Annotated in this window: 2 protein-coding genes; both read right to left on the bottom strand. The window is 45.9% G+C overall.

Annotated elements, in window-relative coordinates; all coding sequences use genetic code 11:
- Nucleotides 1-57: 57 nt before the first annotated feature.
- Nucleotides 58-3891: a non-ribosomal peptide synthetase gene (locus ACLGGR_RS13480; protein WP_410973246.1), complete on the bottom strand. Its 3834-nt coding sequence runs from the start codon at nt 3889-3891 to the stop codon at nt 58-60.
- A gap of 47 nt (nt 3892-3938) precedes the next feature.
- Nucleotides 3939-14633: a non-ribosomal peptide synthetase gene (locus ACLGGR_RS13475; protein WP_410973245.1), complete on the bottom strand. Its 10695-nt coding sequence runs from the start codon at nt 14631-14633 to the stop codon at nt 3939-3941.
- Nucleotides 14634-14642: the final 9 nt, after the last annotated feature.

The following is a 14642-nucleotide window of genomic DNA, read 5'->3' as shown; positions in this document are numbered from 1 at the left end:
TCCTTTCCTTTTTTGACAGGCAGGGCTGCCAATATGCACCCCTGCCTGAACTAAAGTTTACAAAACGGCTTCTCTATTTTTTTGATTCACGATCTTTTGGATCAGCTGGGCATTTTGAGCTGCACATTCTTTGTTTTTGAACATGTCAGCGTGCTCACCGTAGCCTTGATAATAGCGATAAGCACCGGTCGTCGCTTCTTCCCAATGATCCATCCAGTCTGGAATCTCAATTTGCTCTTCTGATTGGATGAAATCAATATCTGCTTGTATTTTCCCTTGATTCACCCCCTTAACAAATGTTTCATAATAGACCCGCGTTTTTTGAGCAAGCGCTTCTTGAACGAGCTCTTCTTGGGCAAGTTCACTTTGCTTCGATTGATGGACAATCGCTGCGATATCATCATCGATGGATCGTCCTTCTAAATCACTTTCTCCAATTTTCTTATAGGAATCGATCATGATGACCTTATCCACCGTCCGCCCTGCTTGTTCAAGCAATTGAACGAGCTCAAAGGCCAGATAGCACCCGCCAGAGTAGCCCATCAAAGTCAGCGGCCCTTCAGGCTGAAGGTGCTGAATATGCTGAACGTATTGCGTCATGCGGTGATCAGCTTCAATAAAGTCAAAGGCGATCAAACGAACGCTATCAAGCGTTTTGGCGGCTTCCTGATAGATAAAGCCATAGCCTGGTAATGGCGGAAGAGCAAAGACTGTTGAAGTTTGAGATTCATTGAATACAAGATAGCCGGCAGCTTCATGATCCTGCTGCTGAATATAACGGCTGATTGCTTCAATTGTCGGCGTCTCAAACAGCAAGTGAATAGGCACCTGAACATCGAACTCCTTCGACACCTTTGATAAAAGCGACATCGCTTTTAAAGAATGTCCGCCAAGCTCAAAGAAATGGTCATCTGTACTGATATCATCTCGTTCAAGCACTTCACGCCACATGACAATCAGCTTTTGTTCTACCTCATTTGCCGGAAGCTTCACATGGCGGTTTCCTTGAGGCACCTCTGGCTTTGGCAGCTGACGTTTATCAACCTTTCCGTTTGGTGTCAGCGGCATTTTCTCAAGTCTGATCAGCTCATGAGGCTGCATGTAAGCCGGAAGTTTCTCCTTCAGCCCTGACTTGATCACATCAACCTTGTCCTTCCACTCCTCCTCACACGTCATATAGGCGAGCAGTCTTGTATGCTGCGAGCCATGCTGATCCGTTATCAGGGCAGCTTGCTTTACGCCTGGATGCATGAGAAGGTGGGCTTCAATTTCTGTCAGCTCAATTCGGTGGCCGCGAATTTTCACCTGATCGTCCACTCTGCCTGCATACTCAATCAGACCGTCTGCTCGAAAATAAGCCAAATCTCCCGTACGATACAGCCTTTCTCCCGCAGCAAATGGATGTGTGATAAAGGCTTCTTTTGTCAGATCAGGACGATTCAAATACCCCTTCGCAAGTCCTTTGCCGCTGAGACAAAGTTCTCCGACCATTCCAATCGGCTGAAGCTGTCCTTGCTGGCTCAATATAAAAGCACCCGTTTGGTTAATCGGCTTTCCAATTGGAATAGAATGCGCTTCTAGCGGTGGAGCTTCATCTACAGGATAATAGGTGGCGAAAACCGTTGATTCGGTTGGGCCGTAGACATTAATTAATCTCCCTTTTCCCATGACACCAAAGGCTTTTCTCACATGCTGTACAGATGCACGCTCCCCTCCGAACAGCACCTTGCGCACACTGCGCATCCAATCGGTCTCTTCATCAACGAGAAGATGAAATAAAGCAGTTGGGATAAACATGACAGAAATACTTTCTCTTTTAATCAGCTCCGTCAGCTCGTGCATATCTAAAATCGTGTCTTTTTTCGGCAGGACAAGCTTCGCTCCGTTTAAAAGCGCACCATATACATCAAAGGTAAAGCCATCAAATACGCTGTTGGATAGCGACAGCAGTGTATCTGTTTCTGAAATGGTTAAGTAGTTCGTATTTTTGACCACCCGGGCAATATTTGAATGGGTTGTCATGATGCCTTTTGGCTGACCCGTTGTGCCTGATGTATACATGATATAAGCCGTATCATGTAAACCTGCTTCTAGCGGCAGATTCTCTGAGCTCATCAGTGAAATTTCCTGATCATCTGCAAATAGATACGTGCCATCAAACGCGAGTCCCTTCGCCTGACCAATAAAGGATGAGTGAGTCAGAAGATGCGTCGCTCCGCTGTCTTTAAGCATGTATTGAATGCGGCTTTCTGGATAATCAGGATCAATGGGCACATAGGCTGCGCCAGCTTTTAAAACAGCAAGCAGACTGACAATGAGTTCAGGCGTTCGATCGGCTAAAATGGCGATGACCGTTTGATGTTCGGCCCCATTTTTTTGCAAATGCCTTGCCAATCGATTGGCCTGTTCATTCAGTTCAGCATATGTCATCGTTTGCTCTTCTGCTGATAGTGCCACTGCATTTGGCTGTTTGCGGACATTATGCTCAAACCATTTCGACAAATACAACTGGTCATGCTCAAGCTCAGGTGCATTCCATTCCTCAAGAATCAGCTGTTTTTCCTGTTTCGTGACGAGTGGGAGTGTATGAACCGATTGATCGGGATGCTTGACCGCCTCATTGATCAATAGACTGAGCTGTTCCTTTAACTTGTGAACAAATTGAGGATCAAACGCTCTTTGGTTAAAGGCCAGCTTCAATAGTAATTCTTCTCCAGGTGATGCGAGCAGATTGAGATCATAGTTTGATTTTTCATAGACATTCATGTCCTCCACCGTGAACCCTAACCGTGCTTCTTGCTCGTCCTTCTTTGCGGTTGGGACATTTTCAAACACAACAATATGATCAATGAGCTGCTGCTGGCCTGTCTTTGCCTGAATATCATAAATCGGAATATATTGGTGAGGCTCGGCTGCAAGAGACTGCTGCTGTGTTTCTGACAGGAGCGCACGAAATGTCATATGATCTGTCAGCTGAATTCTTCTTGGGATGACATTGATGAACAATCCAACCATCCTGTCAACGCCAGCCAAGTCTGCTGGACGTCCTGATACAACTGTTCCAAACAGCACATCATTTGACCGCTGATACCTGCTCAGCAGAATCGACCAAACGGATTGAAGCGCACTGCTTAGCGTCGCATTTTGCTGAAGCGCTAACTCCGATAAAGCGGCCGTTTCTTCTTTGCTCATGGACCATTCAATTTCGCCTAATTCATGTTCATTCGTTTGTTTCCGCTGTTCTTTAAAGGTCGTTTGTCCATCAAACCCTGCTAATGATTGCTGCCAATATTGAAGTGATGCTTGTTTATCTTGTTTTTCCAGCCACTTTATATATTCTTTATATGGTTTGACCGGTTCTAGCTTGTAAGGGACGTCATGTAAAAGTGCATGGTAAATCGCAAATAACTCCTGCACCACAAGCCCAAAGCACCAGCCATCAAGAAGGATATGATGATAGCTCCATATCCAGCGATAGCTGGCAGGGCCCGTTTGGAAAACAGATGCCCGCATGAGAGAATCCTTCGAGAGGTCAAATCCTCTCAGCTGATCCTGTTGTTTGAATTTCTCTATACGTTCAAGCTGGTCATCTTCAGAAAGATCTTGCAAGTTCACAACATCAAGTGTAAAAGGACGTTCCTTTAGCACAACTTGAACAGGGCGCTTTACTTTTTCGTGGAGAAACACGGTACGAAAAATATCGTACCGCTCCACGATGATATTCATGCTTTTCTCAAGTAAGTCATGACGCAGTGTGCCCTTAACGTTCATATCCATTTGCTCTACATAAAAGCCCTTTTCTTGATGATGGAGGGTATGAAACAGCATTCCTTCTTGCATCGGTGACAGATAATACATGTCTTGAACTTGATCCCTTTTAAATTGACTCATCTATTTCATCCTCCCTTCCTGTTTTTATGACTGATCTCGTGTTGTTGTTAAGTCAATTTCTCCTCAAGCATGTCAAAAATGTCGTCCATTTCATCCATTTCAAGGTCAGCCGCAGAGAAGTCACTTGGCGTAAATTCCCGTTCTTGCTGCGCTAAGCAATGGGTGATGATGGATTGGGTTTTTTCCTTCAACAATGCCATGAACTGCTGTATCGTCTGTTCTTCATATTCACTTGCACAATAGGAACAAGACAAAATGAATCGATTGTGTTGAACAAGACCACTAAGGTTCAGCTTATAAACAGCTTCCGAATCCGGGCTTGCCTGTCGTCCCATATCATAAGTCGACGGCCCAAAGAGTTCTGTCGTCACTTCCTGATCAATCTGTCCAAGATAGTTCAAGCTGATGTCAGGATGTACGTGCTGTCCTGACGGTTCAGCGGCTGTCATGTATTTTAAAATCCCGTAGCCAATTCCTTTATTTGGCACACGGCGCAGCATTTCTTTCGTTCCTTTAATGGCATCAGCTATGGTCTGATCTAGCTTCGCTTCAAGAACAACTGGATACATGCTCGTAAACCAGCCAATCGTGCGAGAGACATCCAGCCCTGATAAAATATCCTCTCTACCATGACCTTCAAGCTGCACATGTACATGGGACTCACCTGTCCACTCCTGAACAGCAAGACCGAGAGCACATAAAAGAATATCGTTCATTTCCGTTGTGTACGGCAGATGAATATCGGTCAAAAGATGCTCAGTTTCTGTTTCTGTCAGCTGCATTTGAACCGATTTGGTTTCGGCAACTTTTCTTTTCGTCACTTCATAATCAACAGGTAATGCGGTGAATGGTTTGTTTTCAATTTCTGCCCAATACTCCTGCTGACTTTTTAATGGCTGTGACTGTGCATAACGTTCAATGGCCTCTGCCCATTCTTTAAAGGAATGAGTTTTCAGCGGCAGGACAAGCTTTTGTCCCTGAGCTGCCTGCTGATATAGGGACATAAAGTCCTCTAGTAAAATTCGGCATGAGACACCGTCAATGACTAAATGGTGTGTCACGATGAGTAAATGATCGCCATCTTCTGCATGGAAACAAATCACTTTCATTAACGGACCTGTTTCGAGGTTCAGCTGACGCTGATACTCATTGGCATATGTGGAAATAGACTTTTTCACATCGTCCTCTTTTGAGACATCATGAGAAATAATCGCCATCGGTTCCTGGAGCTCCCGCTGGTTGTATTGCAGGATGCCGCCATGTTCCTGTCTGTATACCATGCGCAGTGCATCATGATGTGAAAGCAGTTTTTGCATGACTTGTTCTGTAATGGAAAGGTCAAATCCATTTGGCGCATGAAGCATCATCGAGAGATTCCAATGGTGCTGATCGCTAAATGCTCGTTCAAAGAACCAGCGCTGAATCGGTGTTAAAATGACTTCTCCTTCGACAGGTGATTGATCTGCTGTGAGAAGATCGGCTTCCTCGATATATGGGCGCAGCTCCGCAATCGTTGGGTATTGGAATAGAAGTTTCATATCGAGCTTCCACCCTGCTTGCGTGAGTCTGCTTGCCATTTGGATGCCTTTAATCGAATCTCCACCAAGGAAGAAAAAGTGATCGTGAATGCCGACTTGGCTGACGCCAAGGACATCTTCCCAAATGCCGCAAAGCAGGGTTTCCACTTCGTCTCTTGGGGCTTCGTATACCGTTTGGTTCGCTTCGATATCAGGTGCTGGCAATGCTTTGAGATCAACTTTTCCATTGGCCGTCATTGGAAATTGGTCTAGCTTTATGATCCATGAAGGCACCATATATTCAGGCAACGTGCGTTTCAGGCTTTCTTTTAAGTCCTCTGTATCGTTCTCTGTGATCACGTAAGCGGCAAGGGCATCCTGATCACCCGCATCTTTGACCGTGGTCACAACGGCTTCTTTGACCGAATCCAGCGTCAGGAGCTGGGCTTCAATTTCTGACAGCTCAATCCGGAAGCCCCGAATGTTGACCTGATGGTCTATTCTGCCGAGATAAATCAGCTCGCCATCCTCTGTCCATTTCACTAAATCCCCTGTGCGGTACATGCGCTCGCCTGGATAAAATGGATCTGGGACAAATCGTTTATCTGTTTCCTCTGGAAGATTCCAGTAGCCTCTCGCCAGCCCTTTTCCTGCAATCACAAGCTCGCCCGGTACGCCTGGCGGCGACAGGTCATATAACGAACCCATGATGTAAAAACGTGTATTGGCAATCGCTGTTCCAATCGGAATCGTGCCTTGTTCTGGATCGATCATTCCGCTTGTCGCTACGACTGTATTTTCAGTCGGACCATAGTTATTGACGAGTTTGTATGGAACAGGCTTCACCTGTTTCAGCTTGTCTCCACCTGTTAGTAAATAACGGAGAGAATGGTTGTCCATTGACATAAACTGCTCGCATAACTGAGTCGGCAGGAAGGCAATGGTGATGCCTTCTTCATTGAAATACGCATTGAGCTTGATCATATCAAGACGAATTGCCTCATCAATAATGTGCAGCTCTGCGCCGGCGATCCACGTCGGGAACATCTCCCAAATGGAGGCGTCAAAGCCAAAGCCGGCATATTTCGCAGTTCGATCCTCGTTCGTCACTTGGAACGCATCATTGTGCCAGAACGCAAGATTCACAAGGGACTGGTGCTCGACCATGACACCCTTCGGCTGTCCTGTCGTCCCAGACGTGTAAATCATATAGGCAAGATCACTTGGTTTGATATGATCCTGAATTTCGTGAGCTTCTCCTTCTACCGCATCTTCTATGAACAGGACATGACCTGTGAATGAAGCTGGTGCAGTAAGTCCTTTCTGCATCAGAAGTACCTCTGCCCCGCAGTCTTCCAGCATGTACGCAATACGCTGTGCTGGATAGTCCGCATCAATTGGAACAAATGCTGCACCTGCCTTGAGGACACCAAGGACAGCGGCTGTCATGTCAAGAGATGGACGGGTGAGAATGCCGACGCGGTCTCCTGGTTTTGTGCCATTTGCGATGAGCCTTGAAGCGACTACATCCGCCCGGCTGTTCAGCTCTTTATACGTCCAGCTTGTTCCGCAGAAGGTCGCTGCTTTTTGATGCGGTGCTTTTTGTGCCTTAGACTCAATCAGAGCATGAACGGTTTGATCTGACGGGACATCAAGGTCTGGTCCTGACCATTCATTGATCAGCTCTCGTTTTTCCTCTTCAGTTATGAGAGATAGCGCTGAAATCGGCTGATTCAGCTTAGCCAGCATATCGTCTATGATTTTTTCAATATATCGGCTCCAGCGCTGAATGGTGCTGTTTTTAAACAGGGCCGCTGCATACTCAAAGCGCAAGCCTACTTGATCATTTTCTTCAAATACACCGAGCGTTATATCAAATTTTGCATGAACGGTATCTTGCTGCTTTTGCGACAGTTTGAGTCCATTCAAATCCGGTAACGTCAGATCACGGTCATCTGTTGTCAGCATGACACTAAACAATGGATTGCGGCTCGTGTCTTTCGGAAGATCTAACTGAGCCACCAATTCCTCAAACGGGAATTCTTGATGTTCATAGGCTGATAGACTGCGATCTTTCATTTTTTCAAGCAGCTGTGCTGTCGTTTCTTCTGGCTGTACTTCGTTTCGAAGAGCCAGTGTATTGACAAACATGCCTGGAACCCGCTCGATTGAAGCATGCGTACGTCCTGCGGTCACTGCGCCTATGACGATATCTGTCTGCCCAGTTAACTTGGAAAGGAAAATAGCAAATGCCGTTTGCATCACCATGTTTAAGCTCACACCTTTTTCCGCCATGAGCGTTTTGATGGACTGCACCTTTTCAGCAGACAACCATCTATCGACTCGCCCTCCCTCAAATGACTGAACTTGAGGACGCGGAAAATCAAGAGGCAGCGCTAAGTCTTCCGGCGGCTGCGCATATTGCTCCAGCCAATACTGCCGCTGTTTCTCAAGCAGTGTCTGCTGCTTTTCTTCCTGCTGCCATACCGCAAAATCCTTGTAATGCAGCTGAACTGGCGGTAACGTCTTTTTCTCATACAGCTCTGCCAGTTCTTGAATGAGCAGGCTGCGTGTGACACCATCTGCAATGATATGGTGCATATCCATCATGAATACATATTTCTCATCAGAAAGCTTCGCCACTTTTGCCCTCATTAATGGTGCTTGATGTAATGAGAATGGTGTAATGAATGACTCGACGACAGACTGCTCCTGATCGCCCTCTATTTCAACAGCCTCTAATGTAAACGGTACTTGGCGATAGACTTTTTGAACGGGTACGCCGTCAATTTCTACAAAGGCTGTCCGCAATGATTCATGTCTGTCGATCAAGGCTTGAAGCGCTGCTTCTAGCTGCTTTACATCAAGGCTGCCTTCCATCATTAAAACGGCTGGCATATGATAAGTAACTGCTTCTGGATGCAGCTGCTGCAGGACATACATCCGTTTTTGAGCAGAAGAGACGGGATAGAAATCTTGCTTTTCTGCCGGCTGAATGGATGTCACCACCGAAGAATCCGTTTCTTCCAAGTAGGCTGCCATTGCCCGTATGGTTGGTTTTTCAAAAAGGACTTTGAGCGGCACATGCTTGTTCAGCTTCGCTTGCACCTTCGAAATGAGCACCATGCCCTTGAGGGAATGACCTCCCAACTCAAAGAAGTGGTCAAGTACGCCTATTTGTTCAACTCCAAGAACTTCTGACCAAATGTCACACAGCGCCTGCTCAAGTTCCGTTTCTGGTGCCACATGCGCCGCATGGTTCATATGCACCTCATGCGGAAGCGGCAGAGACTTCGCATCCACCTTTCCGTTTTGGGTAAGTGGAATGTGATCGACTTTCACAAAGTACGTTGGAATCATATAATCCGGCAGTGTCTCCGCAAGATTTTCTCTAAACGTCAGTGTTCCAATGTGTTCAGGTGCTGTGTAATAGAGTGCAAGCTCCGGTAAACGGGACAGGTGCAGGACTTTCACATAGACTTCTTGAATAGATGCCAGAGCACGTGCAGCATGCTCAATTTCCTGTTTCTCAATGCGATAACCGCGGATTTTCACTTGGTCATCGACTCTTCCAAGAAACTCAATATCTCCATTTGCATGCTGTCTGACCAAATCGCCTGTGCGATACATTCTCTCTTGAGGATCATATGGATTTTCAAGAAAACGTTCCGCTGTTAATTCAGTCTGATTCAAATATCCTCTTGACACGCCTTCTCCAGATATATAAAGCTCTCCCGGTGCGCCATAAGGGACAAGCCGCTGCTGCTGATTGCATACGAGCGCTCTTGTGTGAGCAATTGGCTGCCCGATCAAAGATCGTTCCTTCAAAGCGTCCAGCTCTTGCGGTGTGATCAGCTTGGTCACTGTACCAATGGTTGTCTCTGTCGGACCGTAATGATTCATGACTGCCACGCATGGATGCTGCATCATAAATGTCTCAACATCCTCAGGAATAATCGGTTCTCCTCCAAGTACCACCAGGCGTAAAGCGTTAAATGAATGTTCCTTAGAATCTGCCATCATATGAAATAGGGATGGTGTCATTTTGATATAAGTCAGCTCTTGTTCATCAATCAAACGCATCAAACGTACAGGGTCTGTATACACGTCTTCTCGAGGAACATAGAGTGTCCCCCCTGCTTTTAAAACAGGGAAAATGCTTGTGTAACCAAGATCATATGCATATGAAGAAAGCAGTGCCGTCCGATCACATTCCTGCAATGTCACCTCATTTGTCAGCCAGTTGACATAGTGTGATAGATTACGATGCGTGAGCTGTACACCCTTCGGCTGCCCTGTAGTACCAGATGTGTAAATGACATAAGCGAGCTGATCGACCGATACTTCTGGCAGTTCTAGTGAGTGGCTTTGATGCACTGCTTGTTCAACCTGCACCACTTGAATCGACTTATGATTTTGATAGGAATCTGCTAGAGACTCATTTGTCACGATGACTTGTACATCTGAATCCTCTAATGTGTAGCGGATTCGTTCAGCCGGAAAAGCTGGATCAATCGGGACAAACGCTCCTCCTGCTTTCATCACACCGAGCATGGAGACGATGACATAGACAGAGCGGTCAAGAATCAGTGCCACAGTTTTTTCTTTCTCTACGCCTCGTTTTTTAAGCTCACAGCTAAGTGCATATGACATATCCTCAAGCTCGCGGTAGGTGAGTTTTCTTTGATCATCCATGACGGCGACAGCATCCGGTGTTTCCTTCGCCTGACGTGAAAATTGGACATGGAATGGCTCATGACGATTCATTTGTCCTTCGGCTTTTTTCTCCAGACGCTCTATTTGTTCATGCTGATCCAGTATACGGAGCAAGCCGATCTGTTCCTCCGGATAACGAACCGCCTCACGAATAATCGCCAGGAGGTGAGTTCCGAACCGGCGGACGGTCTCTTCTTTAAATAATGCCGCTGCATAGTCAAAGCTCAGCTTTAATGCTCCCTCGCGTTCAAATGCTTCTAGAGATAGATCAAATTTGACCGAGTGATGCTGAATGGCATAAGGCGAAATGTGCAGATCGCCGAGCTTTAGCGCCGGAACCTCCATGTTCTGCATGTTAAATGACACGCTAAAAAGCGGGCTCCGAGTTGTATCACGGTCTAACGGAAGATGTGCAATTAACTCTTCGAGTGGATAGCTTTGATGTGCAAAAGCGTCAATACTTGTTTCTTTTATTTCTTCAAGCAGCTGTAAAAATGTTTTGGTTTGTTCTGGTTTCCCGCGCATCGCAATGGTGTTGATAAACATCCCCGGCATGTCCTGAATATCAGGGTGTGTCCGTCCAGCAACAGGCGAACCCACAATGATATCTTCCTGCCCGCTATAGGAGGCAAGCAGCACTTGAAAGGCAGATAACAAGAACATATACATGGTCGTATCGGTTTTCTGAAGCAGTTCATGAATTCGCTGAGTCGTTGCTTGATCACAGCCAAACATGAATCGTTCTCCAGAAAAATCACGTTCTGCTGGACGCGGATAATCAGTTGGCAGCTCTAAAACCGGTAAATCTCCTTCGAATTGCTTCAGCCAATACGCTTCATGCTCCTTCTGTTTCTTCGTTTCTTCTTCACTTAACTGCCAGACAGCGAAATCTTTATAATGAATGACTCTTTCTGTAAGAGCTTCTCCATCATAGGCCTTCGCCAAATCTTGAATGAATGTCTTCATGGAGCTGCCATCTGTAATGAGATGATGTGCTTCCAAAACGAGAAGATGACGATTCTCACTGACTTTCAGCAGCTGAGCTCGCAAAAGAGGTGCTGCTGTTAAATCAAATGGCGACTGACGTTCAGTAAGAAATGCCTCAGCCTCTTCTTCCTTGATGTCATGAACAGGAAGTTCAAATTCAGTCCATTCATGCACCCTTTGAACAATGTCTTCTCCATTCATATGAAAGCTCGTTCTTAAGATTTCATGTGTTTGGATTAACTGATTGAACGCTGATTTGAGCCGCTGATATTCGAGTGTTCCTTCAAGCGTTAAGACGATCGGAATATGATAATTTGTGCTGTCAGGTTCAAGTGTCTGCAAAATGTATAAACGGCGTTGAGCTGGTGATACCGGATATTCGTCGGCCTGCTCTGCTGGTAAAATAGACTGTCCGGTTTCTTCTTGACCATCCTGATCGATGTAAGCCGCTAATGAGCGAATCGTCGGCTTCTCAAAAATCACTTGAATCGGCACTTCCTTTTGAAGCACTTCTTGAACCTTCGCAGACATCATCATCGCTTTGAGCGAGTGCCCGCCAGCCATAAAGAAATGCTCGTCTACCCCAATCGTTTTCCCAAGAAGCTCCTCCCAAATGTCAGCGAGTGCCTTTTCTGTCTCAGTCTCAGGCAGAATGATTTTGATCTCTTCGCGTTGCACTTCGTCAGGCTTTGGTAAAGCTTTTCGATCTACCTTCCCGTTCGATGTCAGTGCAAAGGTATCCAGCTTCATTACATGGTGCGGCACCATATAAGCTGGCAGTTTTTGATTGAATAAACCTAGTGCCTCTTCTTCTGTCAGCGTCCCTGTGAAGTAAGCGGTGATTTCCTTTTCATCTGAGGAAAGCTGCTGAACAAGTACAACTGCTTCATCTATGCCCGCTTCTTGGTGAAGCACTGATTCTATTTCACCCAGCTCAATACGGAAACCACGAATTTTCACCTGATCGTCTGTCCTGCCGAGGAATTCAATCTGACCATCTGCACCATATCTAGCCAAGTCCCCTGTTCGATACATCCGTCCTGACGGCTTAAAAGGATCTGCCATGAATACTTGATCAGTCAAATCTGAACGATTGATATACCCTCTTGAAACACCATCTCCGCCCACATACAGCTCTCCTGGGGCTCCAATCGGCTGAAGTCTTTGATAGTCATCCAAAATATAAGCTGACGTGTGATTGATCGGCTGACCAATTGGGATCGGACCCGTTTCATCTCCTCTTACTTCGTAAACGGTCGAGATGGTTGTATTTTCTGTTGGGCCATAGACATTCAGCAAGGTAAGTGATGGATGATGTTTTTTCACAAGCTCCGCACTTTTCACATTGATCACATCACCGCCGGTAAATAATGTTTTTAACCCTTTGAACATTTGCGGCCGCTGCTGAGCGAGCTGATTAAATAAACCAGTCGTTAAAAAGAGCGCCGTGATCTGATGTGTTTGGATAAATTGTTCGAAACGGTGAATATCCAATAAAGTATCACGGTCAACAGGATAAAGCGTCGCTCCATTCAAAAGCGTAGTGAAGATTTCAAGGGTAATCGCATCAAAGCTGACAGCTCCTGTATGCGCCATACGATCCGACGTGTTCAACCCTATTTTTTCCTGAGAGCATGCTAACCTCACAATATGCTGATGCTCAATTTGAACTCCTTTTGGACGTCCAGTTGATCCCGATGTGAACATGATATATGCCAATTGAGATGGAGACGTCTGGACCGATAACTCCGCTTGTGAGTGATGAGACATGCGGTTCACATGAACAGCTTTGATGCTTTCATCAACCGGCGGCTGGCTGTCAGCATAGAGCAAAATGGATACGCCGCTGTCTTCAAGCATCCAACGGATTCTCTCATCAGGCTGAGCTGGGTCAATCGGTACATAAGCAGCCCCTGCATGTAAAATGGCTAAAATGGCGATCACCGCATCCGCTGATCGGTTCATATACACCGCGACAGCATCCCCCGGCTGAACGCCGTTTTCAACAAGATTGCCGGCTAAACGACGGATTTCCTGTCCAAGCTCTTCGTATGTGAATGTTCGCTCGCCTTCGACTAATGCCGGATGGTGAGGCTGCGCCTTGATACGTTCATTGAGCAGCTCAGGAATGGACAGGTGCTTCGGATAATCTCGCTCCGTCTGGTTCCAAGCTTCAATCTGCTGCTTTTCTTCTTCTGTAATACATGTCACTTCATGAAGGCGTACATCAGGATTGTGAATGATTTGCTTCATAAGATTGGTCAGATGTTTTGATATGTTTTCAATGACTTTTTCTTCAAAAGCCACCGCATTGTATTTGAATGTCAATGTCCACGTTTCACCAGGATAGACAAGGACATTGAGATCGAAATTCGTTTGTTCAAATCCGTCCTTTACATCAATGGCAAAACCGAGACGTGCAGACATGGTGTCACTAGACAGCTCCTGATCTAAAGGATAGTTTTCAAACCCAACCAAATGATCAAAGAGCTTTCCTCCAGCAGCTGTTTTCTGCTGAATGTCATAAAGCGGCATAAAATCATAGTTTTCTGCTTCCAGTGCATGCTGCTGAACCTTTTGAAACAGCTGTTTAAAGGTCTGCTCCTGATCCAATGTCACCCGAACAGGTATCGTATTGATAAACAGCCCTGCCATGCGCTCAATTCCAGACACACTTGGAGGTCTACCTGATACGACTGTTCCGAATGTGACATCATCCGCTGCATGATAGGTGCCTAAAAGAACGGACCAGACAGCCTGAAAAAGGTTCGGTGCTGTCACTTGGCATTGTCTTGCCGCATCTTGAATAGCTTGTACCGTTTGAGCGTCCCATGTAAACGTCCATTCCTGATGGTCATATTGTCCGTTCGCTTCTTGTTGCTGCAGCAGCCCTTGGTGCTGAACAGCCCCATCCAGCCGCTCCGTCCAATAGTCTTCCGCTTCTTGTTTGTTTTGCTTTCCAAGCCACTGGATATAGTCCGCATAAGGCTTACCTTGTGAGCGATCCGGTGTTCGGCCGTTCCGATAAGATTCATAGTAATGAAACAGTTTTTTCATCAACACACCCATGGACCAACCATCCATAATGATGTGATGGTTGCTCCAAATCAGGTGCCAGTTTGTTTCATTTAGTTGAAAAACAGCGACTTTCAACAATAGATCATTCGTTAAGTGAAATCCTTGCTTTCTCACTTGCTTTTTATATTGATCCAATACCTTTTTCTGCTCTTGATGATTCAGATGAGATAGATCCTCTCTATACACATCTAAATGACGTTCAGCCAGTACAACCTGACGAGGCTTTTGTAATTGCTGATAGACAAAGGCTGTACGCAAAATGTCATATGTCCGTATGAGTTCATTGAGACTCTTGTCAAAAAGATCGAGATCAAAATCTCCGCTTATTCCAAGCTCAAGCTGTGTGAAATAAGAGGAGGAATTAGGGTCTAGCATGGCATGATACAGCATGCCCTCTTGCATTGGTGTTAAAGGATATACCTTTTGAATTTTCTGCTTGCTCATAAGTCCACC

The organism is Bacillus sp. BD48 (assembly GCF_046566805.1).
GTDB lineage: Bacteria > Bacillota > Bacilli > Bacillales > Bacillaceae > Bacillus > Bacillus safensis.
The sequence above is the reverse complement of the archived record's forward strand: the minus strand, read 5'-3'. Positions and strand labels throughout refer to the sequence as shown.